The organism is Peribacillus sp. SRI_006 (assembly GCF_057586375.1).
The window spans coordinates 20033-44170 of the sequence record NZ_JBYCZT010000010.1; the positions used below are offsets into that span (position 1 = coordinate 20033).

A 24138-nucleotide genomic window follows, 5' to 3' on the forward strand; every position below is an offset into this window, starting at 1 on the left:
ATGAAACGATTTCTTGATAAGAACGGATATAAGGTCGAATTCTCCGAGAATCCTGTCTTTGGAGAGCCTTGGCATGTTTTTGTGCTAAGCCGATATAAGGGCAGGTGGGTATTGACCAAACACAGAGAAAGGGGATTCGAGTTCCCTGGTGGTAAACGGGAAGCAGGGGAATCCATTGAAGAAACGGCCATACGGGAAGTTTATGAAGAAACAGGAGGCTTGGTGGGCCAGCTGCAGTTTTTGGGACAATATAAAGTGCATGATCCAGTGAAGCCATTCGTTAAATCAATATACTATGCCGAATTGCGTGAAATAGAGAAGAAACGGAATTACCTGGAAACGGATGGCCCGATCTTTATGGAATCATTGCCGGATGTACTCGGTGAGGAGTTTAGCTTCATCATGAAAGATGAGATTGTACCGTTGAGCTTATCGAGACTGAATGATGGCACTTTGCAAAGAAACGAGTGAATGTCAGGAACTCACGAGTAAAAAGGAAGAATTCACGAGTAAATCGCGCAAACTCACGAGTAAATCACCGAAACTCACGAGTAAATCATCAAAACTTACGAGTAAATCATCAAAACTTACGAGTAAATCGCCGAAACCAACTACATTCATGTTTTAACTCAGCATGAGTGAAAAACTGCCGAGGCTTATCGGCAGTTTGGTCAGTCTTTGATTAATTTTCGCTCGAGCAGTTCGACTAGTTGATACATGATTGTGGCAAAGACGGCAATGATCATCAAGGCAAGCATTACAAGGGTGAAGTTGAAGACTTGAAAGCCATAAATGATTAGGTAGCCGAGTCCTTTGGCCGAAACAAGGAATTCCCCTACGATGACGCCGACCCAGGAGAGGCCGACATTCACTTTCAATGTCGAGATGATCGTTGGGAAGGATGCGGGTAATATGGCTTCCCGAAAAGCTTGTGTTCTTGTGGCGCCAAAAGTTTGGAGTACTTTCAGGTAGTTCGGGTCCACTTCGCGAAATGCAGTGTAGACGACGATGGTGGTGATGATGATGGAGATGATCGCCCCCATCGAGATGATGGATGGAAATCCAGGGCCGAATGCTACGATGATGATGGGGCCGAGTGCCACTTTCGGCATCGCATTTAAAATGACGAGATAAGGATCAAGTGTTTTGGATAATCTTGGCGACCACCAAAGCAGGGATGCCAGGATCGTTCCAAGCAGTGTTCCTATGATAAAGCCGAGAACGGTCTCGAATAGCGTCACTCCGGAATGGGATAGCAGGGTTCCGTCACCCAATTTCTGTATGAAAAGATGCCACACTTTAGTCGGGGAGCTGAAGATGAGCGGATCGATCAGTTCCTTCCTGGATAAAAGTTCCCAACTGCTGAAAAAAACGATGAAAATCAGGATCTGATAAAAGCGAATGAGCCTGTTTTCTTTTTTTAATGAGGTTTTATATTGGTTATGAAGCTGTTCAATATTCAAGGCTCTCAAGCTCCTTCCAGATCGTTTGGAATAGCATTGGATACTGCGGATGGTTGCGTGCATGGAAAGGCGTGAGTTCACGCAATTCTTCGGGCACCTTGAAGGTTTTGTGCACGCTTCCCGGATTCGCGGAAAACAGAAAGATGCGGTCACTCATCGCAATGGCTTCACCGATATCATGGGTGACGAGGACGGCTGTCTTTCCGAAGGATTTCAGGGTTTCAAAAACAAGGTCTTCCAGCTTCAACTTGGTTTGGTAATCAAGAGCTGAAAACGGTTCATCAAGCAAAAGGATTTTTGGGTCGACCGCCAGTGTCCGTGCCAGTGCAGCCCTTTGCCTCATTCCTCCCGATAGTTCGCGCGGATATAATTTTCCGGTGTCTCCCAATCCAACGTCACTTAAAAGTTTAAGCGTTTTTATTCTCTCAAGTCCTTCATCTTTTTTAATCAATTTCAATCCTAATAAGATATTTTCTTCTATCGTCTTCCATGGAAATAGATAATCCTGCTGCAGCATATAGCCGATTGAAAGGTCGCTGTTGGCTTTCAGCGGTTTGTTTTCGAGCAGGATCTTTCCTGAAGTGGGCGGAAAGAGCCCGGCGATGATGGAAAGCAGGGTGGTTTTTCCGCAGCCGCTCGGACCTAGAAAAGAGACGAATTCACCTTTTTCAATGTCGAGGGAAATGTCCGCAAGTGCGGTCGCTGCCGTCTGATTTGAAAAATAAGTATGGTGAATGTCTTGGATTTTTAAAAAGCTCATCGGACATCCTCCTTACCTTTTGCTATGTTATTTTGTGACTTCTTCAGCAAAGTCGGTATTGACCAGCTCTTCATGGCTAATACGTGTTGGAAGCTCGCCTGCTTCATCCATGATGTTTTGAAGATTGTTCCATTCTTCTTCATCAAGAATGGGATCGGTGGCAAAGGATCCTTGTTCTTTGTAGCGGTTGATGACTGTTTCCATCGTCTCGAGATTGGTATCCTCAAAATACGGCTGAATGACTTCGGCAATTTCGGCAGCATCGTTTTCCTGAACCCAATCTTGTGCTTTCTTCAAGGCCCTCGTGAATTTTTCGACAGTCTCTTTGTCTTCTTTCAAATAGCTTTCTTTAGCCATATAAACTGTATATGGAAGATGACCGGACTCGGTGCCGAAAGAAGCGACGATATAGCCCTTTCCTTCTTTTTCAAACACACTGGCCGTTGGTTCGAACAGTTGAACGAAATCGCCGGTTCCGGAAGCGAAGGCAGTTGCGACATTCGCGAAATCAATGTTCTGGATGAGGTTCAAATCTTTTTTCGGGTCTATGTTATGTTTTTTCAATACGAACTCTCCGGCCATTTGCGGCATCCCGCCTTTGCGCTGGCCTAGGAATGTAGAGTTTTTCAGCATATCCCAATTGAAGTTGTCAATTTTTTCACGTGAAACAAGGAACGTTCCATCCGTCTGTGTTAATTGGGCGAAGTTGATGACGGGGTCATTCGAGCCTTGTGCCTGAACGTAAATCGATGTTTCGGAGCCAACGAGAGCAATATCCGCGCCATTGGAAAGAAGCGTGGTCATCGTCTTGTCGCCGCCTGCCGTCGTTTTCAAATCAATGCTGAGGCCCTCATCTTTAAAAAAGCCTTTTTCGATAGCGACATATTGCGGAGTATAGAAAAGGGAGCGGGTTACTTCGGCAACCCTTACCTTCGTTGTTTCCTGTTCTTTGTTGCCGCATGCGCCAAGCGGGATCACCAGCACGCACAGAAGTAAAAATACGACACCTGCTTTACACCATTTTTTCAAAATGCCTTCCTCCTTGATATATGGGTATTTTGCCTACATTATCGTATGAACGGAAGAAAAAAATGTGAATGCCTCTCAGGGGATAAAAACAAGCGGATGTTTTACAATAAGAATAAAGAGAAAGGAGAGTGGAAATTGGAGAACGGAACGATTATTTCAAAACAGCGGTTTCCATCACCGCATCCACGAATCCATCTTTATTCAGTTACGTACATATCACAGGGCCTGAAGGTAAAAGGTTTGCTGGCTGAACCGGTTGATGGCGAAATACATGATGCCTTCTTATATTTACGCGGCGGGATTAAAAATGTCGGCAAGGTGAGGCCTGCAAGGATCGTGCAGTATGCTGTAGAAGGTTTCATCGTTTTTGCTCCTTTTTACCGTGGAAATCAAGGCGGGGAGGGGGATGAGGATTTTGGAGGCGAAGATCGATTCGATGCGATATCAGGATTCAATCTTCTTGAACAGCATCCCAGGGTGAACAAGGATCACATTCATATCCTCGGATTCTCCCGTGGCGGCATCATGGCCCTTTGGACTGGGATATATTGCAGGAACGCAGCGTCGATCGTTACGTGGGGAGGTGTGTCGGATATGTTTTTAACATATGTCGAACGGGTCGATATGCGTCGGATGATGAAGCGTGTCATCGGCGGAACACCTAAAAAATGCCCGGATCAATATGAATACCGTACACCATTGTTTGCGATTGATGATTTGAATGTACCCGTCCTGATCATACATGGTGAAAAAGATGACAATGTCGCCATAGAACACGCATACCGGCTGGAAAAAAGGTTGAAAATGCATGACAAAGAGGTCGAAAGCTGGTATTTCCCTCAATTCACGCATTTCTTCCCGCCTGCCGTAAACAGAAAAGTAGTCGAAGATTTAACATCTTGGATGAAAAGTAAAACCGAATAATGATAGAATGAAGGATATACTAAGTATATTGGCAAGAGGAGGAGATACACATGGGCATGCCTATGGAGCTAAATACCATGATCGTTACAAAAGGGAACGAAACCCGTGAAGAAGAAAACATTTTTCGGCTGGCGAAAGCTGGTTACAGGTTATACCCTATCGATATTCCAATCGATGTCCGTAAAACGATCCAATCTGATTCAAGCGGAACAGCCGTTATCCAAAAAATTGAATGGACCAGTGAAAAGACCATCATTACGTACCAACTGCTATCACTGAATTCAACTAACTAAATAGACAAGCGCTTGCCGGGAATCGCCTCCGCTGCAAGCGCTTTTTTTGTTTTGGCGGAATTCGACAGATGCACGGAAAATTCGTGAAAAAAATCTGACTCAAGTAAAACGGGATTTTATCAGCTTAGAATCCCTGGTGGATATTCAATCTTCGAAATGATTGTCACGAAAAGAGTGGTAAAATGGTGTAAAGTGCATGAGGCGGGGTGGTTTGATGATTTTGGTGAGTTCTTGTTTAGCGGGCCTTGAGGTAAGATACAATGGTACTCACAGCTTGGATGATGGAATTATGGCATTGATGAGGGAGAAAAAGGCTATAGCGGTTTGTCCTGAATTGCTTGGCGGTTTTTCGACACCGAGGGAACCTGCTGAGATAGTTGGCGGTGAAGGTGGGGATGTCCTTGATGGAAAAGCGAAGATCATCGAAAAGTCGGGCAGGGATGTAACGGAATTGTACATAAAGGGAGCGAATCTTACGTTATTGAAAGCCCAGGAGGTAGGGGCGACGTTAGTCGTTTTAAAAGAAAATAGTCCATCCTGCGGGAGTGCCACGATATATAATGGGGAATTCAAGGGGAAGAAGAAGGTCGGGAATGGAGTAACCGTGGCTTTGCTTAGGAGGCATGGGTTCACGGTCATTTCAGAAGAAAGGTTATTCGATTATTTGGATGAAAAATGAGTAATGGCATTTTAGATAGTGCTTTTGAAAGAAGGGGAATACATGGAGGATATCAATCTCTATACTTTGCTATTTTTAGTACTTGCGGGTTTTATTGCCGCATTCATCGATTCCGTAGTGGGCGGGGGCGGGTTAATTTCCATTCCTGCTTTATTGTTCACGGGGATATCGCCTTCAGCGGCACTTGCCACTAACAAGCTGGCGGGTACCATGGGGTCTTTAACGAGTACGATTTCATTCATTCGGGCTGGAAAAGTGGATTTCAATTTCGTCATCAAGCTGTTTCCGATCACCGTGATTGGAGCGGCTTTAGGAGCGTACGTTGTACATTTCGTTTCCGCAGAGATATTGAAGCCCCTCATTTTGATCTTGCTGGTCATTGTCGCGATTTATACGTTGGTAAAAAAGGATTGGGGTAAAGATGCAAAATATAAAGGGCTGACAAGGAAGAAAATGATACTTTTGATAGTCATAATATTTGCGATTGGTTTTTATGATGGCTTTCTTGGACCAGGCACAGGTTCCTTTTTATTATTTTCATTTCTGATCATTGGGTTTGATTTTGTCCAGGCAGCCGGGAATGCAAGAATATTGAATTTTGGAAGCAATATTGCCGCACTTATCATTTTTTTATCTATGGGGACCGTCAATTTTGCCTATGGAATCCCGATGGGTCTTGCAATGGTCGCGGGAGCATTGGTAGGAACGAACTTCGCCATAAAGAAAGGTGCTTCCTATGTCCGTATCTTATTCATTTGCGTCACGGTTTTATTGATTGGAAAAAATGTCCTTAATTATTTTCATATTTTTTGATGGAGTGTTCAGCGAATGAATTCCTATTAAAAATGGCCGGGGATACAAGGCGTATTTCTGGCTATTTTTAAACAAGGTTTCGCTTCTTCAGGTGTTGGCAAATCAGCTTCCCCGTAGGTTTGCAGTTCGCCATGAAATACTTCTGCATAAGAGGCCAATGCGTCTTTTGCTAATCCTCCTGTTTCGTGTTGACTATCCATTCGACAGAATTAAATTTTCTTATCAAAACAAGCTTCGCAGATGAAACTTCCTTCATTTTTTAAATATGCTTTTATTTCAGTCACCCCTTTACGCCTTGGATAACGCATTTTCACAAAAACGACTTCTTCCCCCTTCATTTCTTTACCACATTTAACACAATTGGGATCCTTCCCGAACATTACAGCACCTCCAAGGTAATAGATTGACTTCAATGAAACGTTAAATCTCCCCGAACTATCACATATGTATTTAACATTTACAAATCCAAATTGGACTTTGCTTTAATCCTTCGCTAAAGAAAATGGAAGCAGCCGTTTCATAATCTGGCTGAATAGAAAAAGCCTGCCGCTTACGTGACAGGCTTTTCTCTCTATTTTATTTTTTATAATGGAAGGGGGGATTTCACTTTGCAATGCGTTAATAGGATATCGACAATACGCTTTGAAGCGAATCCATCTCCATATGGGTTGGAAGCGGTCGCCATTTTTTTATAGGTTTCTTCATTTGTAAGTAATTCTGAGGCTAATTGATAAATTCGTTCTTCCTCAATTCCTGCCAATAAAAGGGTACCGGCATCGATTCCTTCCGGACGTTCTGTTGTATCGCGTAACACAAGGACAGGAACGCCAAGTGAGGGAGCTTCTTCTTGCACCCCTCCGGAATCTGTCAATATGAGATGGGCGTGCGCCGCAAAATTATGGAAATCAAGCACCTCAAGCGGCTCTATTAAGTGAAGCCTTTCCGTTTCACCGAAAATCCGGTAAGCAATTTCACGGACAACCGGGTTTTTATGAAGCGGGAAAACAACTTGGATATCCGTGTAATCTTCAAGCAGCCGTTTGACGGAACGGAATATTTCTTCCATTGGTTTTCCGATATTTTCCCGTCTGTGCGCTGTCATCAATAACATGCGATCTCCATTCAAACCAGATAGAATCGGATGATCATAGTCTTTACTTACTGTTGTTTTCAAAGCATCGATAGCCGTATTGCCAGTAATATGGATACAATCACTCTTTTTATTTTCCAAAATTAGATTCTCTGCCGCCTGATTTGTAGGGGCAAAGTGCAAATCGGCCATGACGCCTGTCAGCTGCCTATTCATCTCTTCAGGATATGGAGAATACTTATTACCAGTCCGCAGACCAGCTTCAACGTGACCAATCTGTATCTTATTATAGAAGGCTGCCAGGCTGGCGATGAAAGTTGTCGTGGTATCCCCATGTACGAGGACGATATCTGGTTTTATGTCTTTCATGAGCGAACTCAATTTTTCAAGCCCTCGAGTTGTAATTTCTTCTAATGTTTGTCTATCCTTCATCATATCCAAATCGTGATCTGGATTTATCTGGAAACATTGCAAGACTTGGTCGAGCATTTCCCTATGCTGGGCGGTGACCACCACGATGGTTTCTATTTCTTCTGGATGCTTTTTCAGTTCCAAAACGACTGGTGCCATTTTGATAGCCTCTGGTCTTGTACCAAATACGGTCATGACCTTAATACGTTGTTTAGGCATGCTCATTTCCTCCCCTTCTGAATGTCTCCCCCATTATAACGGGAAGTTCAGGGGAAATATAAAAACGAAACAATTATTAACAGAATTTTTACAATATTAATAATGACTTTATACTTCTTTAACCTTAAGTTAATATCTGGCATTTACAATATAAAGCAGGAAGTAAGCTAAGCAGAATAGAGGTGATAGGCGAATATGAAAAGCGTCCTGATGATCGTGCAAAACTTTTATCCGGAAATCGGAAGTGCGGGAAATAGAATGAAAAATATATATCTCCATTTGAAAAGAAACGGATTCGAGGTAACGGTCATCACATTGAAGCCGAGTTATCCTAATCAAAGTTTATATCAAGATACAAAGTTTTGGGATGAAGATAGCATTGAAGAAGATGTCATCAGGATTAAGCCGGACAAAGTGAAGAGGTATACAAGCAATATGGGGAAGCGGTTGCTTCATTATCTTGAAGCGATGTGGCTTTTCATTTATACAATCATCCGTCTCGAAAAAAAATATGATTATGTGTTTGCCACGACCCCGCCGATCTTCCCTACATTGGCAGCGTTGATCGCCAAGAAAAAGATGAAGGCGAAACTCATTACCGATGTCAGGGATTTATGGCCGGAATCGTTGATAGGTGTAGGCGTATTCAATAATAAGTGGGTTTTGAAAATCGCTTTCTTCCTGGAAAGGAAGCTATATAGGCATTCAGATTTTATCATCATCAATAGTCCTGGTTTCAGGGATTATATCGTTGCAAAGGGAGTCAAGGAAGAGGCCATCCAATTCATCCCCAATTCGCTTACTGCGGATGAGCTGACGTTAAAGAACTTGCTTACACCCGTATCGGAAAAGGTAATCAAGGTCGTTTATGCGGGGAATATCGGACTGGCCCAGGACTTGAAAAAACTGATAGCAGTCGCTGAAAAGCTAAGGGAACATAAACAAATCGAGTTCTCGATGATTGGATATGGATATCGGATATCCGAAGTGGAGAAGGAGATAAGCTCTAGAGGGCTGACTAATATTAAGATGATTAATGCGATGAATCGAAGAGTGACTCTTCATGAAGTTTCAACGTCTCATATTGCCTATGTGAGCTTGGTTGAAAAAGAAGTCTTCAATAAGGTCCTGCCCGGTAAAATCATCGATTATATGTGTGTCGGAAAACCCATTGTCGGTGATGTGGACGGCAGGGCCAAGAAGATGCTCATAGAGGCGAAATGCGGGTTGGTGGCAGAGAGCAGAAATGTTGATGAAATCTGTCAGCATATATTGACAATGGCCTCAGATCCGGCCCTTCGTGAAGAACTGGGAGAAAACGGTCATCGGTATGCTAAACAACATTTTCAATGGTCTAAAAATATTAAAGGTCTCATCAACGTGATGGAAGCGTCAGGCTGAAAAATCCGGAAGTGGAGGACAACATGGCGAAGAAAGTATGTATGTTCGTGTGGAATCACTTTACGAACGATGCGAGGGTTCTAAGAGAATGCACAGCACTTACAGAAGCGGGTTATGAAGTCGATTTAATTGCCATTCATAACTGGAAAATCGAAGGTTTGGCCAAAAAGGAGAAACACCAAAATGGTTTCTCGGTCACTAGGGTGAATAACCGCTGGGAGGCGCTTAATAAAATTCTCAGGATCGTAGGCAAATTGAAGAAAAAGAAGTTTGAAATCGCCCTATTTGCCTTAGTGATCTGGAATACGTTGTGGAATTTGAACTTGATCAACGGCTGGGTGGGGTCGGGAATACTGTTCGGTGCATTTGCACTCCTTGCGCTGGGCACCCTGTTCATCACGAAAACGAAGCTGCCGACACTATTAACGAGGAGCTACATTTTTGGTCAAATGATCTATCATGGCCGGAAAAGGAAATATGATTTCTATCATTCAAATGACTTGAATACGCTCATGCAGGGAGCGATCAGCAGTAAATGGCTGAGAAGGAAAAAGCTTATTTATGACTCGCATGAAGTTCAAACGAGCAGAACGGGATATAATAGCCGAATTTACGGGATGATGGAGAAATTCCTATTAATGTTCGTCGATGAAATGATCGCCGAAAACCATACGAGAGCTAAGTATAACGAAGACTTATATGGTCTGTATCCCAAGGTGGTCCATAACTACCCGATTCCAACCAATCCGGAGGAAAGTACGGCCGTGAATTTGCATGAGCTGCTCGATTTGCCAGAGAATGAACCGATATTGTTATACCAAGGCGGCGTTCAAATGGGAAGAGGGTTAGAGCAATTGGTTGATGCTGTACCGATGATCGAGGGCGGAACGGTAGTTTTTATCGGGGATGGAAGGATCAAGGATGAATTAATGAAGAAAGTGAGCGACATGAACCTGGAGCATCGTGTGAAGTTCCTGCCGAAGGTTCCGGTCGACGAGCTGCTCCATTATACAAAAAATGCGTATTTAGGTTTTCAGATATTGAATAATGTCTGCTTTAATCACTACTCCGCTTCTTCAAATAAATTGTTTGAATACATGATGAGCGGTGTGCCAGTGGTTGCCTGCAGCTTTCCTGAAATTCAAAAGGTTGTCGATACGGAAAAAATCGGTGTATGTGTCGATTCGCATGATCCAAAATCAATTGCCGAAGGTGTCAATTACTTATTGAAGCATCCTGAAAAAAGGGCGGAAATGAGCCAAAACTGCCTGAAGGCGCGACAAAAATACAATTGGAAACAAGAGAAGGAAATCTTTATCGAAATCTATCAAACAGCCTAACAAATTTGAGTGCAGCAGAAAAATAGATAGGAGTGGTTTATATGAAACTTTGTACAATCGGACTAGGTTATATAGGACTTCCAACTTCTTTAATGTTTGCGAAATACGGTGTCGATGTTGTCGGCGTGGATATCCATCCTGAGATTATTTCCAATTTGAATAGCGGCAGGCTCCATATCGAAGAACCTGGATTGGATGAGGTATTAGAAGAAGTGATTGCTTCCAATAAGTTCCGAGCTGCGTTAAGCCCGGAACATGCGGATGTTTTCATCATCGCGGTGCCTACTCCAAATAAAAAGGACATGCACCAATCCTGTGATTTAACACACGTCATGGATGCCACCTCAAACATTCTTCCTTTTATCAAAAAAGGAAATGTCATCATTATCGAATCGACGATAGCGCCAAGAAGCATGGATGATCATATTAAACCGATGATCGAGAGGACGGGCCTTACCATCGGAAAAGACATTTTCCTCGTACATTGTCCTGAACGCGTTTTACCTGGAAGGATTCTTGAAGAGTTGGTTCATAATAACCGTATCGTAGGGGGCATCACCGAAACATGCTCATATAAAGGAAGTCTTGTTTACAAAACCTTCGTTCAAGGGGAGATCATTCAGACCGATGCGAAAACGGCTGAAATGTCCAAACTGATGGAAAACACCTTCAGGGATGTCAATATCGCCCTTGCGAATGAGCTGACGAAAATCTGTTTCGAGCTGGACATCAATGTTTTGGATGTCATATCGATGGCAAACAAACACCCTCGTGTCAATATACACCAACCAGGACCAGGAGTTGGCGGCCATTGTTTAGCGGTCGATCCGTATTTCGTCGTTGCAAAGGCGCCAGAGTATGCGAGAATCATTAAATTGGCCCGTGATACCAACGTATCGATGCCTTATTACATCGTTAATTCCGTAAGGATGATGCTAGAGGGGATCCGGAAGCCAAAAGTAGCCGTTTTCGGTCTAGCATACAAAGGAAATGTAGATGATATTCGTGAAAGTCCCGCCATTGATGTCGTCAATATCTTGATGGGGATGGAAAACATGGATGTAGCCTTGCATGACCCGCATGTCAAATCTGGAAAGATGCCAGTCGTATCAGTGGAAGACGCTGTAAATGATGCCGACTTGATACTTATCCTGACGGACCATGATGAATTTAAACAGATGGATTATGATAAGCTATCGAATCTCATGAGCAATAAATTAGTTCTGGATACACGCAATTGCATTGATGCAACTAAAACGGATGTCCCGGTAGCCAACCTGGGAAATATATATCAATACAAAACGGTGTCCATGAAAAAAGACAGGAATAAAGCGATCATCTAAAAACTTGGACAACATCGATAACGGAATAACGATGAAGGGGGCACTGACTATCACAGTGCCCTTTTTCCACTGAAAAAGGACCATGCAAGAACGAGGCCCTTTCAGAACGTGGAAACGATCCAGTTGTTTTCAGATCCGCTTCCTGTACGTCAAGCCTCCTCACCGCAAGCATCCTAGCAGAGTCTCGGCTAGCCAATCATTCGAGCGCAGCCGCCATATTTCGAGCTTCAAGGCAGTTATAATTCGACTACAGATGCCGTATTTCGGGGTACAAGGTAGTAAATTCGACTGAAAGAGCCGTATTTCGGGCTGTAAGCTAGTAGATTCGAGCGCAGCCGCCGTATTACGTGCTATAAGGCAGTAAATTCGAGCACAGATGGCGTATTTCGAGCTGAAAGGCAGTGAATTCGACGGTAGACGCGTATTCGGGAGCAAGGCAGTAAATTCGACACAGATGGCGTATTTCGAGCTTCAAGGCAGTTATAATTCGACTACAGATGCCGTATTTCGGGGTACAAGGTAGTAAATTCGACTGAAAGAGCCGTATTTCGGGCTGTAAGCTAGTAGATTCGAGAGCAGTCGCCTTATTACGTGCTAAAAGGCAGTAATTTCGACCACAGATGGCATATTTCGAGCTTCAAGGCAGTAAATACGACGGTAGACGTGTATTCGGGTGCAAGGCCGTAAATTCGAGCGCTGCCGCCATATTTCAGGGTGTATGGGAGTAAGTTCTAGCGCAGATTTCGTATTTCGGGTTACTGGTACTTTATTCGACAGTAGACGAGGTATTTCGCCTTCCATGGCACTTAATAAAGTAAACCATAATCATGGTTCGGGAAGTGACGTTTCTTACCGACAAACTGAAAGGACCAAGCAAGAGCTTGGTCCTTTTGTGTACAATTTATTAAGCTGTCGGGCCGCCAAGTTCTTCGATTTCACTTGGAACGCTTTTGAATTTCTTGAAGTTTGCACGGAATTGTGTGGCAAGGTCTGTTGCTGCTTCTTTATAAGCGGCAGGATCTGCCCAAGTCTTGATTGGTTGAAGCACTTCATCAGGAACACCAGGAACATGAAGCGGGATATCCAAACCGAAGATATCATCTTTGATCGTTTCGATGTTCGCTAATTCACCTTCAAGCGCCGCTTGTACCATTGCACGGGTGTAAGCAAGTTTCATACGGCTTCCAGTTCCGTATGCTCCGCCAGTCCATCCTGTGTTGACAAGGTATACCTTTGCATTGTGCTCGTCAATTTTATCACCAAGCATCTCAGCATAGCGTGTAGCTGGAAGCGGTAAGAATGGTGAACCGAAGCAAGTGGAGAATGTAGCTTCCGGTGAAGTTACGCCTCTTTCAGTACCAGCCAATTTACTAGTGTATCCGCTTAGGAAGTGGAACATTGCCTGTTCTTTGGAAAGCTTGCTGATTGGAGGCAGAACTCCTGAAGCATCAGCCGTTAAGAAAATGATTGTATTTGGATGTCCTGCAATACTTGGGTTCACGATGTTATCGATTGCTTGCATTTGGTAAGCAGCACGAGTGTTTTCAGTCAATGAACTGTCATCATAGTTTGCTTCACGCGTATCCGGATCAACAACAACATTTTCCAATACAGCACCAAAACGGATTGCATCGAAAATTTGCGGTTCTTTTTCACGTGAAAGGTTGATCGTTTTTGCATAGCAGCCGCCTTCGATGTTGAATACGCCGTTAGAAGACCAGCCGTGCTCGTCATCGCCAATCAATTTACGGCTAGTGTCTGCTGATAAAGTTGTTTTGCCCGTACCGGACAGTCCGAAGAATAAAGCGACGTCCCCTTCACGTCCTACGTTGGCAGAGCAATGCATTGGAAGGATTCCAGCCTCTGGAAGTAAGTAGTTCATGATCGAGAAGATCGATTTTTTCATTTCTCCTGCATATTCCGTTCCGCCGATCAGGATCGTACGGCGTTCAAAAGAAACGATGATGAACGTTTCGGATGTAGTTCCGTCCACTTCTGGGTCCGCTTTGAAGTTAGGTGCAGAAACGATCGTGAATTCAGCTTCGTGACCTCTCAGTTCCTCTTCGTTTGGACGGATGAACAAAGTATGGGCGAAAAGGTTATGCCAAGCATATTCATTAACAACACGGATGGGAAGACGTGATGATTCGTCTGCACCAGCGAAACCTTTAAAAACAAAAATCTCTTCTTTTGCTTTTAGGTAGTCAACTACTTTATTATATAGTTTATTGAACACATCTTCGGAAATCGGCCGGTTCACTGGGCCCCAATCGATTTTATCTTTAACTGATGCTTCTTCCACGATATATTTATCTTTAGGTGAACGACCGGTATATTTGCCAGTTTCAGCTTTTACCGCGCCGGTTGATGTTAAAACGCCTTCATTTCTGCTTAGTACTTTTTCGACCAATTGAGGAACTGATAGTTGAGTTTGCACATTGTTTCCTGTTAATAATTGGTGTAACTCATTAGAAACATCTACAGAATTCATATATGAGGTACCTTCCTTTGTTTGAGTTTTTAGATTATAATTAGTATAACACATTCATTTAATTAGTCTATACTATTTCTTTTAATTTGTGATTATTTTCAGCTGGCCGCATTAATCATTTTAATCCGGCAGGAACCGAGTCAGGATGGTCGCATATACTTTCATTAGGAAAAATTTATTTAAATAGGAAGTAAGTAAACAATACTATGTCTAAAGGGTAAGTCAGGATGTCGTCCTTTTCGATATTCAATACTTTATTATTAATGGCAATTTACAACATTTCTATTCGTATATTGCGTTGTAAACCCCTCTAGGACGTTATATCAACATGTTTTTTCAAATGAACGCCGTTCTGGGTGTAAATGTTCTTTTTAGAAAAGCATTGACAAATTCCAGCCAGATACGATAATATCTTAAATTGTACGGATTCTCTTATCCCGAGTTGGTGGAGGGACAGGCCCTTTGAAACCCAGCAACCTGCCATATTGAACTTGACTCCAAGATCGATCGCCGAAAATAAAGCGAAGGTCTTCAAGGAATAGTGGTGATGGTGCTAACCTGAGCAAGGTAAAAAACCCTTGAACGATAAGAGTGAAAGGATAGAAGACAGAATTTTAAACCTTTCCTCATTTGCCAGGGAAGGTTTTTGTGTTTTTTATAAGTAATTCTGTGTCTATAGTTGAAACTAATGAGGGAAACGAGTTCCGTAAAAATCAGGCTTATGCCTACAACATACTAACTTCCAAGGAGGAAATATGATGTCAAAGAAACGTCTATTTACTTCTGAATCTGTTACAGAGGGCCATCCGGACAAAATTTGTGATCAGATTTCAGATTCCATTTTAGATGCTATCCTAGCTAAGGATGCAAATGCACGTGTTGCGTGTGAAACTAGTGTAACTACAGGTCTTGTACTTGTTGCTGGTGAAATTACAACGTCCGCTTACGTGGATATCCCGCGTATCGTTCGTGATACGGTTAAAGGAATTGGCTACACACGTGCGAAATACGGTTTCGATGCTGAAACTTGTGCTGTTTTGAGTTCCATTGATGAGCAGTCTGCCGATATCGCAGCTGGTGTCGATAAAGCATTGGAAGCTCGTGAAGGAAACATGTCAGATGAAGAAATCGATGCAATCGGTGCAGGGGACCAAGGTCTTATGTTCGGATTCGCTTGTAATGAAACAGAAGAGCTTATGCCGCTTCCGATTTCATTGGCGCATAAACTTTCATTCCGCTTGACCCAAGTTCGTAAAGATGAAACTCTTGCTTACCTACGCCCTGATGGTAAAACACAGGTAACCGTGGAATATGATGAGAATAACCGTCCTGTACGTGTAGATACAATCGTCATCTCTACACAGCATGATGCAGAAATTACGCTTGAACAAATTCAAGCCGATCTAAAAGAACATGTGATCAAAGCTGTCGTTCCAGCCGAGTTGATCGATGCAGATACTAAGTACTTCATCAACCCGACTGGCCGTTTCGTAATCGGCGGACCTCAAGGGGATGCTGGTCTTACTGGACGTAAAATCATCGTTGATACTTACGGCGGATACGCTCGTCACGGCGGCGGTGCATTCTCTGGTAAGGATGCTACTAAAGTTGACCGTTCTGCTGCATACGCTGCACGTTACGTTGCGAAAAACATCGTGGCAGCCGGCCTTGCCGACAAAGCGGAAGTTCAATTGGCATACGCAATTGGTGTGGCAGAGCCTGTATCGATCTCCATTGATACGTTCGGAACTGGTACAGTTAGCGAAGAAGTCCTTGTTGACCTAGTTCGCGCAAACTTCGACCTTCGTCCAGCTGGTATCATCAAAATGCTTGACCTTCGTCGCCCAATTTACAAACAAACAGCTGCATACGGACACTTCGGCCGTACAGATGTCGATCTTCCATGGGAACGCACGGACAAAGCAGAAACATTAAAAGCACAAGCGTAATTCATATAAAAAAAGGTGTCCCGTTTATTTGCGGGGCACCTTTTTTATGGATTAACTTAGCCGTCTGCGGGAATAATTCAAGAAATCCCAAAGAAATTAAACTTTAAGGGCCATACTCGTGAGTTAGAGCGATTTACTCGTGAGTTTGGAGCAATACTCATGAGCTAGAGCGATTTACTCGTGAATTTGGAGCAAATACTCGTAAGTTTGAGCGATTTACTCGTGAATTTGAAGCAAATACTCGTGAGTTTCAGCGGTTTACTCGTGAGTTGCGTTCAAATACTCGTAATTTTCAGTCAAGTGCTCGTGCATTACTTTATCCGTTCCGCCGTTTTATAGTATTGGCCTTTTTCGGCGTATTCGCGTACGATGCGTTCCATATCCTGACGATCTTCTTCGTTGATTTCGCGGATGACTTTAGCTGGACGTCCGAATGCCAACATGTTCGGTGGAATGACTTTGCCTTGGGGAACGAGACTGCCGGCACCGATGAAAGCCCCTTCGCCGATTTCGGCTTCATCAAGTACGATCGATCCCATGCCGATTAAAGCTCCTTTGCGGATTTTACAGCTATGTAATATGACCTGATGTCCAATGGTTACTTCATCCTCGATGATCAATGGATTATTTGGGCTTTGGTGCAGGATGCTGTTATCCTGTATACTTACTTTTTTTCCGATGATGGTTGGGGATACATCACCGCGAATGACGGAATTGAACCAGATTGATGTTTCGTCGCCAATTTTGACATCACCTGTGACGACAGCATTTTCAGCAATATAAGCGCTTTCAGCAATTTCAGGTTCTTTGCCTTTATACGGATAAATAATCATTTTCAATCATTTCCTTTCCGAAGTGAATGTTTTTATGTATTATTTTAATATACCGTATGCAAATACACTTGGCTATTTATAATAGCAATGTACAACTTGTTAGATTTCTTTTTTGTCGAAAATCACGAATATGGTTATAATTTATATATATTATTTCAACTATCATGGATCGTACACAACAAGTGAAAAGTGAAAGGGGGATTTCGAATGTGGAAATGGGAGACAGAAGGAGACGCAAAGGGCGTCATTGTCATCATTCATGGGGCAATGGAACATCACGGGCGTTATAAGTGGATAACACAAATGTGGCTTTCAGCTGGATACCATGTCGTCATGGGCGACCTTCCTGGGCAGGGTATGACTACTCGCGCCTACCGGGGACATATCGATTCCTTTGATGAGTATTTGGACGAAGTGAAAAGCTGGATAGAAGAGGCTTATGAATATTCGTTGCCGGTCTTTTTACTTGGACACAGCATGGGCGGTTTGATTTCGATACGCCTTCTTCAGGAAGAGGAATGGGACATTGCGGGGGTGATTCTTTCTTCTCCTTGCTTGGGCCTCGTGACGAAGCCGCGGAAGTTCCTTACAATGCTCTCGCATGGTTTGAACATCGTTATGCCTCAGTTCAGGGTGGGTTCCGGATTGACACCTGAAATGGCGACGAGAAGTGCGGAAATTCGTGAATCGGATAGAAACGATACCTTATATATCACAAAGGTTTCGGTTCGCTGGTATCGCGAGCTTGCACAGGCTATGAAGGATGCTTTTGAAGAGATTCCTGAATTTCAGGATGTTCCGCTTTTGGTGATGCAGGGCGGAGATGACCGAATCGTGAACAAGAAGGCGGTTCGTGAGTGGTTCAATTATAATTTGGCCAGTGAAAAGCAATATAAGGAATGGCCGAAGCTTTATCATGAAATCTTCAATGAACCGGAGCGTGATGATGTATTTCAATATGCGCTGAGTTTTGTTGAAAACCGTTTAAAGATATTAGGGTATGTCGTTTGATTCCGTACATACTTCAGGATAAATGAAAAACTGCCGAAGTTAGTTAGCCTTCGGCAGTTTTTTTTGATCAGCCTGCGTTTTTAAGCAATTCGTTCGACTTGATGACCGGTGCCCAGAAAGTAACCGGGTACATAAATTGGTTCAAATGGGAAAGTTCCTTTTTGTTGGATAATGCAGTGGATAGGAGATAAATGGATTTGAAGGTCAAGTCATTGGCGAATAGGTCCAAAAGCGTCGCTTTCATATTCATGATCGCTTCATGGTTTTGGGTGGAAATCATTAAATCGAGCTGTGGCAGGAACTTATCAAAATGATGGTCAAATTGTTTGAGGCCCTCCATGGTTTTTTGTTCTTCTGTCAACGAGTTGAGCGAGATGACAAAATCCCCGTATTGCTCGCTTGAATCCCTTTTGATTTTTTCAGTCAATATATCCGTCAGTAATGAAGTAGGCAAATGTTCCATTTTCTGCACCCTCTTATCTATTTTCTATCATTATAATCATTAAAGACGAAAAATTCAAAAAGTTAAGATTGGTAATTCTGCTGCCTGCGAGTTCGGATTGAAAAAACACCGTTCTTATAGAACGGTGCCAGATTTATCATCTCTTTTCAATCGCGACAATGAATGGCGGATTGTTTGCTTGGTTGATGAACCCGTATCTCAGGATATGGGCTTTCTGTTGAGGGAAGTTCTCTACATAATCCATCAATGCATCCCGTTCTGCCGATCCCCCTGGATGACCATGGTATATGACGAGGATAATGATGCCTTCAGGCGCAAGCAGTTCGAACAGCTGTTCAATGGCTGATATCGTCGTCTCGGCTTGGGTGATGATTGATTTGTCTCCGCCAGGTAGGTAGCCCAGGTTGAAGATGGCGCCTGTGACCTTTCCGGAATGTTCTTTCCTGATATATTTGCTTACATGTTCATGCCCATCGTGAATGAGGGTGCAGTGCTCTTGTAGATTCTCGGCGTTCAGTTTTGCCGTTGTGGTTTCGATCGCTTCTTTTTGAATATCAAAACTATAGACATGTCCGTCTTTACCTGTAAGTCCTGCAAGAAAGACTGTATCAAAGCCGTTGCCCATCGTGCCATCTATCGTTATATCCCCGGGGCGGACCGCTTTTTCCAGCAGAATCCTGGCGAAAGGCAAAATTCGATCTAGCTTCATGATTGTACCTCCATGTGATGATTTTTCCCCTGCCAGCTGTTGCGGCGTTTCAGTTCGGCGTCAATGGCATTCAGGACATCCCATTTATTGACGCTCCACATGGGACCGATCATCAAATCGATCGGACCGTCACCAGTAATGCGGTGAACGATCATTTCTGGAGGGATTATTTCCAGCTGGTCACATACAAGGCTGACATAATCGTCACGGTCAAGAAACTCGAGCAGGCCTTTTTCATATTGTTTGACCATCGGTGTCCCTTTTAATAGATGAAGTAAATGGATCTTTATCCCCTGCACATCGAGTTTGGCGACTTCACGGGCTGTTTCCATCATCATGCCGTAATCTTCCTGAGGCAGGCCATTGATGATATGGGAGCAGACGCGGATGCCATGTTTGCGCAGTTTATCGACGCCTTCTTTGTAGCAATCGAAGTCATGGGCGCGGTTGATCATCGCCGCGGTCTTTTCATGGACCGTCTGGAGACCGAGCTCGACCCAAAGGTAAGTGCGTTCGTTCAATTCCGCTAAATACTCGACTACATCATCTGGAAGGCAATCCGGGCGTGTCGCGATGGAGAGTCCGACGACACCTTCCTGGGTCAATACACTTTCATATTTCTCGCGAAGCTCTGCCACGGGTGCATGCGTATTCGTGAATGCTTGGAAATAGGCCATATATTTTCCATCTTTCCATTTATGGTGCATCCGTTCGCTGATTTTCTTAAACTGGACGTCCAAGGGTTCAACCCTGCTGCCAGCGAAGTCACCAGAGCCTGAGGCACTGCAAAAGGTACAGCCGCCATGTGCGACGGTGCCATCACGGTTCGGACAGTCAAAACCGCCATCCAGGGCAACTTTAAAGACCTTATGTCCAAAATGTTCTCTCAGGTGGTAATTCCAGGTATGATATCGTTTGTTGTCCGTTGCATATATAAACGGGTTTGCTTGATTCAAATCAGCAACCTCCTAAATAAAATAAAGCGCAACATATATTATACAACATTCTCGCAGCTAGGTCTTTTTTTGAAAAATAAGCGTATACTGTATACTTGAAGGCTAAATATTTTGCCGCTATTTCCAGTTTATCTTTGAATGACTATATCCAATCGGGAGCTGATGGACATGACCGGTCAAGTTGAAGAAGCGATCAAACAAATGAAAAAGAAATTAGCCGAAAATAATCAGGTGATCGAAGTAAATGAAGATGGGTTCACATACAAAGCCACTTGCACCTTCAATTCACCTGCTTCGGATGAGCAAATTCATTCCTTTGAAAAGAAAACCGGACTGCTTCTGCCTGAGGATTATAAGGAGTTTTTAAAAATAACCAATGGATGCCGTCTGTTCGATAATGTGGAATCAGGCGGGGAAAACGATTTATACAGCTTGGATGATATTATTAATTACACATATGAAAATTCCTACGAGGGATGCTATAAAGTGGCCTGCATTTATCAAGATAATATTGTGATCGATGGGGAAGCCGTCGCCAAAGGCGATAAGGAGTATTTAATGGTAAAAGGCCATATCGATGATTTTGAAGAAGGCGAGAAGCTCCATATGGGCTTTGCCGAATGGATCGAGCAGTTCATTTCCCATCAAGGTGAGAAGTTTTGGGATAAAGGTTGATTGCTCAAAAAAAAATGATAATCCTCCCGTTATTTGCTCAAACTAGAAAAGATGATTCCGAATCATCCAAATGAGACGCGAAGGAGAGGGTTTGAAATGGCAACCAGACAATCCGTCGATCATTTTTTAGAGCAATGTGAAGGGGCTCTCCATTTTGCAGAGTTTGAATTTAACGAGGCCTCACGGCAGGAGCATTATGATGATGAACAATTTCAAAATTCGCAAAGGTATATCGAAGAGGCTTTGACGGATATGGAACGATTGTATGCCAGTTCGAATGACCAGCAACGGGAAATGCTTTCGCGGATGAAGCAGCAGTTGAACGAATTGAGGAATGAAATGACTTTACTGCGACATTAAATGGAAGCAGGGGAGCTATGAATGAATAGCTCCCTTTTTTGCACGAATTTTCCTGAATTCGCATATATAATGAAAAACCTGTCGATAATGTTTATGTACGGCTATTGCAATTATCGGTGAAATTGACTAGAATGAAATAAAATCAATATTCTCATAAAGACTATGATGAGGAATAGTAGCGGTTTAAACCAGTAAAGAGAGTTGACGGGTGGTGCAAGTCAACCTGGGACGGTCGCGAACTCGCCTTGGAGTCCCGGGTGTGAATGAATAAGTAATGCCTGGCGTTTTAATCCATGTTACGGATGTTTTAAGCTGGGCGGATTTTAGCTATCGCCAATGTGGGTGGTACCGCGGGAAGATATACATAATCCTCTCGTCCCTATTTTGGGATGAGGGGTTTTTTATTGTTTTTTAAACGGAAATTAGGAGGAAATCATATGAGTTTTGACCATAGAAGCATAGAAACGAAATGGCAAAAGTATTGGGAAGGCAATAAGACATTCAAAACGGGTGAAGATAGCGGCAAACGCAAATTCTACGCGCTGGATATGTTCCCATATCCTTCAGGGGCCGGTCTTCATGTGGGGCACCCGGAAGGTTATACGGCAAGCGACATCCTGGCACGGATGAAACGGGCACAGGGGTATAATGTATTGCATCCGATCGGCTGGGACGCTTTTGGACTTCCGGCAGAGCAATATGCGATCGATACGGGAAATGATCCAGCTGAATTCACGGAGCACAACATCAACACGTTCCGCCGCCAAATCAAAGCCCTTGGTTTTTCTTATGACTGGGATCGTGAAATAAACACGACAGATCCCGACTATTACAAATGGACGCAATGGATCTTCTTGAAATTATATGAAAAGGGCCTTGCCTATATTGATGAAGTGGCCGTTAACTGGTGTCCTGCACTTGGCACGGTATTGGCGAATGAAGAAGTAATCGATGGGAAAAGTGAGCGTGGAGGCCATCCTGTTGAGCGCCGCCCAATGAAACAGTGGATGCTTCGTATCACGGCGTATGCTGACCGTTTAATCGACGATCTGAATGATGTGGATTGGCCGGAAAACATCAAGGATATGCAGCGTAACTGGATTGGCCGTTCCGAGGGAGCGGAGGTTACATTCAATATCGATGGCTTTGATGAAACATTCACGGTGTTCACGACTCGTCCGGATACGTTATTCGGTGCAACATATGCCGTATTGGCACCTGAACATCCGTTTGTCGATAAAATTACGACAGCTGATCAAAGTGCGGCAGTTGAAGCCTATTTGGATGAAGTGAAACATAAAAGCGACTTGGAAAGAACAGACTTGGCAAAGGATAAATCAGGCGTGTTCACGGGGGCTTATGCGATTAACCCGGTAAATGGCGAAAAAATGCCGATCTGGATTGCCGATTATGTGTTGATCAGCTACGGAACAGGAGCAATCATGGCCGTTCCTGCCCATGATGAGCGAGATTATGAATTCGCAGTAAAGTTCGACTTGCCGATCAAGGAAGTCGTAGCTGGCGGAGACGTGACAAGTGAAGCATATACAGGCGATGGACTTCATGTGAATTCGGAATTCCTTGATGGGTTGAATAAGGAAGATGCCATTTCGACCATGATCAAATGGCTGGAAGAAAAAGAAATCGGCACGAAGAAAATAACATACCGCCTTCGCGACTGGTTATTCAGCCGTCAGCGTTACTGGGGTGAACCAATTCCAATCATCCATTGGGAAGACGGCACGATGTCTCCAGTGAAGGAAGAAGAACTTCCATTGATTTTACCGAAAACTACGGACATCAAGCCTTCGGGTACAGGCGAATCACCACTTGCGAACATATCGGAATGGGTGAATGTAACGGATGAAAACGGACGAAAAGGACGCCGTGAGACGAATACGATGCCACAGTGGGCAGGAAGCAGCTGGTACTTCCTTCGTTATATCGATCCGGATAACAAAGAAGCACTTGCCGATCCTGAAAAATTAAAAGAATGGATGCCGGTCGACATTTATATTGGCGGCGCTGAGCATGCGGTGCTTCACTTGCTTTACGCTCGTTTCTGGCATAAATTCCTGTATGATATCGGTGTCGTGCCAACGAAGGAACCGTTCCAGAACCTATTTAACCAAGGAATGATCCTTGGTGAGAATAATGAAAAAATGAGTAAATCCAAAGGGAACGTCGTGAACCCGGATGATATCGTGGAAAGCCATGGTGCCGATACACTTCGCATGTACGAAATGTTCATGGGGCCATTGGATGCTTCGATTGCCTGGTCCACAAACGGATTGGACGGTTCCCGCAGATTCCTTGACCGTATCTGGCGTTTATTAGTCAACGATGACGGGACGATCACAGATAAGATGACAGAGACGGATGACACGGGCAAGCTCGAAAAAGTCTATCATCAAACGGTTAAAAAAGTGACCGAGAACTATGAGGAATTGAAATTCAATACGGCGATTTCACAATTGATGGTATTCATTAATGATGCTTATAAAGCGGATTCGCTTCCTAAGGTGTACATCGAAGGCTTCGTAAAGCTGCTTGCACCTGTTGCACCGCATATCGCCGAGGAGCTTTGGTCTAAACTGGGCCATTCCGAGAGCATCACGTACGGAACATGGCCGGCTTTCGACGAAGCGAAGTTAGTGGATAACGAAGTCGAAATCGTCATCCAAATCAACGGAAAAGTCAAAGCGAAATTAATGGTGCCGACTGACACTACGAGAGAAAAACTGGAAGAAATCGCGATGGGTGATGATTCCATCAAAGAACAAATCGATGGGAAAACCATTCGTAAAGTGATTGCCGTACCAGGCAAATTAGTCAATATCGTCGCAAACTAAATAAAAATGATTGGAAGCTGTCCCGCATATTTTTACTGCGGGGACAGCTTTTTTTCGTGGCATTGGCTGATTAT

Annotated in this window: 24 protein-coding genes, 1 riboswitch and 1 other annotated feature; of the genes, 13 read left to right on the forward strand and 11 right to left on the reverse strand. The window is 43.6% G+C overall.

What is annotated here, in order from left to right; all coding sequences use genetic code 11:
- Entirely contained in the window at positions 1–471 is a 471-nt protein-coding gene (gene ytkD / locus AC2YHV_RS15525) for an RNA deprotection pyrophosphohydrolase (protein WP_145504257.1), read from the forward strand.
- A 3-nt stretch (positions 472–474) separates the two neighbouring features.
- Here the strand turns inward: ytkD and AC2YHV_RS15530 are convergent, their stop codons facing one another.
- The 4 genes from AC2YHV_RS15530 to AC2YHV_RS15545 are packed head-to-tail and all read right to left on the reverse strand — an operon-like array spanning position 475 to position 3252.
- Positions 475–621, reverse strand: a complete 147-nt coding sequence (locus AC2YHV_RS15530) for a hypothetical protein (protein WP_487373550.1) — start codon at positions 619–621, stop codon at positions 475–477.
- A 50-nt stretch (positions 622–671) separates the two neighbouring features.
- Complete coding sequence (locus tag AC2YHV_RS15535; RefSeq protein ID WP_223255909.1) at positions 672–1463, reverse strand: ABC transporter permease; 792 nt, start codon at positions 1461–1463, stop codon at positions 672–674.
- Positions 1453–2223, reverse strand: a complete 771-nt coding sequence (locus AC2YHV_RS15540; protein ID WP_063574842.1) for an ABC transporter ATP-binding protein — start codon at positions 2221–2223, stop codon at positions 1453–1455. The genes AC2YHV_RS15535 and AC2YHV_RS15540 overlap by 11 nt, the downstream gene beginning before the upstream one ends.
- Before the next feature lie 27 nt (positions 2224–2250).
- Entirely contained in the window at positions 2251–3252 is a 1002-nt protein-coding gene (locus AC2YHV_RS15545; protein ID WP_440438807.1) for an ABC transporter substrate-binding protein, read from the reverse strand.
- A gap of 135 nt (positions 3253–3387) precedes the next feature.
- Here AC2YHV_RS15545 and AC2YHV_RS15550 point away from each other — a divergent pair, with 135 nt between their 5' ends.
- The 4 genes from AC2YHV_RS15550 to AC2YHV_RS15565 all read left to right on the forward strand — a co-directional run bounded on the left by AC2YHV_RS15550 (position 3388) and on the right by AC2YHV_RS15565 (position 5961).
- Entirely contained in the window at positions 3388–4176 is a 789-nt protein-coding gene (locus tag AC2YHV_RS15550; protein ID WP_223255908.1) for an alpha/beta hydrolase family protein, read from the forward strand.
- A gap of 50 nt (positions 4177–4226) precedes the next feature.
- Positions 4227–4469, forward strand: coding sequence for a DUF2584 domain-containing protein (locus tag AC2YHV_RS15555; protein WP_034310541.1), 243 nt, complete (start codon positions 4227–4229; stop codon positions 4467–4469).
- A gap of 214 nt (positions 4470–4683) precedes the next feature.
- On the forward strand, positions 4684–5148 hold the full coding sequence (locus AC2YHV_RS15560; protein ID WP_487373551.1) for a 2-thiouracil desulfurase family protein: 465 nt from the start codon (positions 4684–4686) through the stop codon (positions 5146–5148).
- Between the two features lie 42 nt (positions 5149–5190).
- Positions 5191–5961: a sulfite exporter TauE/SafE family protein gene (locus tag AC2YHV_RS15565; RefSeq protein ID WP_057279177.1), complete on the forward strand. Its 771-nt coding sequence runs from the start codon at positions 5191–5193 to the stop codon at positions 5959–5961.
- A 209-nt stretch (positions 5962–6170) separates the two neighbouring features.
- On the opposite strand, the gene AC2YHV_RS15570 is transcribed toward AC2YHV_RS15565, so the two are convergent.
- Positions 6171–6341 carry a Fe3+ hydroxamate ABC transporter substrate-binding protein gene (locus tag AC2YHV_RS15570; protein ID WP_487373552.1) on the reverse strand — a complete coding sequence of 57 codons (171 nt, stop codon included), beginning with the start codon at positions 6339–6341 and terminating at the stop codon, positions 6171–6173.
- Positions 6342–6544: 203 nt separating this feature from the next.
- The gene (gene wecB, locus AC2YHV_RS15575; RefSeq protein ID WP_264639701.1) at positions 6545–7681 is read right to left on the reverse strand and encodes a non-hydrolyzing UDP-N-acetylglucosamine 2-epimerase; all 1137 of its coding nucleotides are present in this window, start codon (positions 7679–7681) and stop codon (positions 6545–6547) included.
- Between the two features lie 195 nt (positions 7682–7876).
- Here wecB and AC2YHV_RS15580 point away from each other — a divergent pair, with 195 nt between their 5' ends.
- From AC2YHV_RS15580 to AC2YHV_RS15590, 3 genes are read left to right on the forward strand one after another with little or no spacing between them, the layout of a single operon-like run.
- The gene (locus AC2YHV_RS15580) at positions 7877–9082 is read left to right on the forward strand and encodes a glycosyltransferase family 4 protein (protein WP_063574846.1); all 1206 of its coding nucleotides are present in this window, start codon (positions 7877–7879) and stop codon (positions 9080–9082) included.
- Positions 9083–9105: 23 nt separating this feature from the next.
- Entirely contained in the window at positions 9106–10422 is a 1317-nt protein-coding gene (locus AC2YHV_RS15585; RefSeq protein WP_057279174.1) for a glycosyltransferase, read from the forward strand.
- 41 nt (positions 10423–10463) lie between these two features.
- Complete coding sequence (locus AC2YHV_RS15590; protein ID WP_487373553.1) at positions 10464–11765, forward strand: nucleotide sugar dehydrogenase; 1302 nt, start codon at positions 10464–10466, stop codon at positions 11763–11765.
- A 904-nt stretch (positions 11766–12669) separates the two neighbouring features.
- On the opposite strand, the gene pckA is transcribed toward AC2YHV_RS15590, so the two are convergent.
- Positions 12670–14256, reverse strand: a complete 1587-nt coding sequence (gene pckA, locus AC2YHV_RS15595) for a phosphoenolpyruvate carboxykinase (ATP) (RefSeq protein ID WP_487373554.1) — start codon at positions 14254–14256, stop codon at positions 12670–12672.
- A gap of 429 nt (positions 14257–14685) precedes the next feature.
- A riboswitch (SAM riboswitch) is annotated at positions 14686–14848 on the forward strand.
- A gap of 163 nt (positions 14849–15011) precedes the next feature.
- Between pckA and metK the strand changes: the two genes are divergently transcribed.
- The gene (gene metK / locus AC2YHV_RS15600) at positions 15012–16205 is read left to right on the forward strand and encodes a methionine adenosyltransferase (protein WP_048686467.1); all 1194 of its coding nucleotides are present in this window, start codon (positions 15012–15014) and stop codon (positions 16203–16205) included.
- Positions 16206–16516: 311 nt separating this feature from the next.
- On the opposite strand, the gene AC2YHV_RS15605 is transcribed toward metK, so the two are convergent.
- On the reverse strand, positions 16517–17035 hold the full coding sequence (locus AC2YHV_RS15605; protein ID WP_053537396.1) for a gamma carbonic anhydrase: 519 nt from the start codon (positions 17033–17035) through the stop codon (positions 16517–16519).
- Between the two features lie 210 nt (positions 17036–17245).
- On the opposite strand from AC2YHV_RS15605, the gene AC2YHV_RS15610 reads away from it, so the two are divergent.
- A complete protein-coding gene (locus AC2YHV_RS15610; RefSeq protein WP_487373555.1) occupies positions 17246–18049 on the forward strand; it encodes a lysophospholipase in 804 nt (267 codons plus the stop codon).
- A 67-nt stretch (positions 18050–18116) separates the two neighbouring features.
- On the opposite strand, the gene AC2YHV_RS15615 is transcribed toward AC2YHV_RS15610, so the two are convergent.
- The 3 genes from AC2YHV_RS15615 to mnmL form a co-directional block, all read right to left on the reverse strand.
- The gene (locus tag AC2YHV_RS15615) at positions 18117–18512 is read right to left on the reverse strand and encodes a hypothetical protein (protein WP_487373556.1); all 396 of its coding nucleotides are present in this window, start codon (positions 18510–18512) and stop codon (positions 18117–18119) included.
- Between the two features lie 136 nt (positions 18513–18648).
- Positions 18649–19221: a tRNA 5-(aminomethyl)-2-thiouridylate-methyltransferase MnmM gene (mnmM, locus tag AC2YHV_RS15620; protein WP_411739150.1), complete on the reverse strand. Its 573-nt coding sequence runs from the start codon at positions 19219–19221 to the stop codon at positions 18649–18651.
- Positions 19218–20177 carry a tRNA modification radical SAM protein MnmL/YtqA gene (gene mnmL, locus AC2YHV_RS15625; protein ID WP_063589856.1) on the reverse strand — a complete coding sequence of 320 codons (960 nt, stop codon included), beginning with the start codon at positions 20175–20177 and terminating at the stop codon, positions 19218–19220. Before mnmL ends, mnmM begins: the two co-directional genes overlap by 4 nt.
- A 168-nt stretch (positions 20178–20345) precedes the next feature.
- On the opposite strand from mnmL, the gene AC2YHV_RS15630 reads away from it, so the two are divergent.
- The 3 genes from AC2YHV_RS15630 to leuS all read left to right on the forward strand — a co-directional run bounded on the left by AC2YHV_RS15630 (position 20346) and on the right by leuS (position 24064).
- Positions 20346–20852: an SMI1/KNR4 family protein gene (locus AC2YHV_RS15630; protein WP_052137365.1), complete on the forward strand. Its 507-nt coding sequence runs from the start codon at positions 20346–20348 to the stop codon at positions 20850–20852.
- Positions 20853–20948: 96 nt separating this feature from the next.
- On the forward strand, positions 20949–21212 hold the full coding sequence (locus tag AC2YHV_RS15635; protein WP_241581616.1) for a DUF2524 family protein: 264 nt from the start codon (positions 20949–20951) through the stop codon (positions 21210–21212).
- A 153-nt stretch (positions 21213–21365) separates the two neighbouring features.
- Positions 21366–21596 (forward strand) — a binding site (T-box leader).
- A gap of 53 nt (positions 21597–21649) precedes the next feature.
- Positions 21650–24064: a leucine--tRNA ligase gene (leuS, locus tag AC2YHV_RS15640; RefSeq protein ID WP_057279170.1), complete on the forward strand. Its 2415-nt coding sequence runs from the start codon at positions 21650–21652 to the stop codon at positions 24062–24064.
- Positions 24065–24138: the final 74 nt, after the last annotated feature.

What these genes read in the sequence shown, in the direction of transcription:
- AC2YHV_RS15615 (WP_487373556.1), bottom strand. Translation starts at nt 18,512, where the DNA reads ATGGAACATTTGCCTACTTCATTACTGACGGATATATTGACTGAAAAA.
- metK (WP_048686467.1), top strand. Translation starts at nt 15,012, where the DNA reads ATGATGTCAAAGAAACGTCTATTTACTTCTGAATCTGTTACAGAGGGC.
- AC2YHV_RS15585 (WP_057279174.1), top strand. Translation starts at nt 9,106, where the DNA reads ATGGCGAAGAAAGTATGTATGTTCGTGTGGAATCACTTTACGAACGAT.
- pckA (WP_487373554.1), bottom strand. Translation starts at nt 14,256, where the DNA reads ATGAATTCTGTAGATGTTTCTAATGAGTTACACCAATTATTAACAGGA.
- AC2YHV_RS15635 (WP_241581616.1), top strand. Translation starts at nt 20,949, where the DNA reads ATGGCAACCAGACAATCCGTCGATCATTTTTTAGAGCAATGTGAAGGG.
- AC2YHV_RS15610 (WP_487373555.1), top strand. Translation starts at nt 17,246, where the DNA reads ATGTGGAAATGGGAGACAGAAGGAGACGCAAAGGGCGTCATTGTCATC.
- AC2YHV_RS15540 (WP_063574842.1), bottom strand. Translation starts at nt 2,223, where the DNA reads ATGAGCTTTTTAAAAATCCAAGACATTCACCATACTTATTTTTCAAAT.
- AC2YHV_RS15530 (WP_487373550.1), bottom strand. Translation starts at nt 621, where the DNA reads ATGAATGTAGTTGGTTTCGGCGATTTACTCGTAAGTTTTGATGATTTA.
- mnmM (WP_411739150.1), bottom strand. Translation starts at nt 19,221, where the DNA reads ATGAAGCTAGATCGAATTTTGCCTTTCGCCAGGATTCTGCTGGAAAAA.
- AC2YHV_RS15590 (WP_487373553.1), top strand. Translation starts at nt 10,464, where the DNA reads ATGAAACTTTGTACAATCGGACTAGGTTATATAGGACTTCCAACTTCT.
- ytkD (WP_145504257.1), top strand. Translation starts at nt 1, where the DNA reads ATGAAACGATTTCTTGATAAGAACGGATATAAGGTCGAATTCTCCGAG.
- AC2YHV_RS15570 (WP_487373552.1), bottom strand. Translation starts at nt 6,341, where the DNA reads ATGTTCGGGAAGGATCCCAATTGTGTTAAATGTGGTAAAGAAATGAAG.
- AC2YHV_RS15580 (WP_063574846.1), top strand. Translation starts at nt 7,877, where the DNA reads ATGAAAAGCGTCCTGATGATCGTGCAAAACTTTTATCCGGAAATCGGA.
- AC2YHV_RS15565 (WP_057279177.1), top strand. Translation starts at nt 5,191, where the DNA reads ATGGAGGATATCAATCTCTATACTTTGCTATTTTTAGTACTTGCGGGT.
- leuS (WP_057279170.1), top strand. Translation starts at nt 21,650, where the DNA reads ATGAGTTTTGACCATAGAAGCATAGAAACGAAATGGCAAAAGTATTGG.
- AC2YHV_RS15630 (WP_052137365.1), top strand. Translation starts at nt 20,346, where the DNA reads ATGACCGGTCAAGTTGAAGAAGCGATCAAACAAATGAAAAAGAAATTA.
- AC2YHV_RS15555 (WP_034310541.1), top strand. Translation starts at nt 4,227, where the DNA reads ATGGGCATGCCTATGGAGCTAAATACCATGATCGTTACAAAAGGGAAC.
- AC2YHV_RS15560 (WP_487373551.1), top strand. Translation starts at nt 4,684, where the DNA reads ATGATTTTGGTGAGTTCTTGTTTAGCGGGCCTTGAGGTAAGATACAAT.
- wecB (WP_264639701.1), bottom strand. Translation starts at nt 7,681, where the DNA reads ATGCCTAAACAACGTATTAAGGTCATGACCGTATTTGGTACAAGACCA.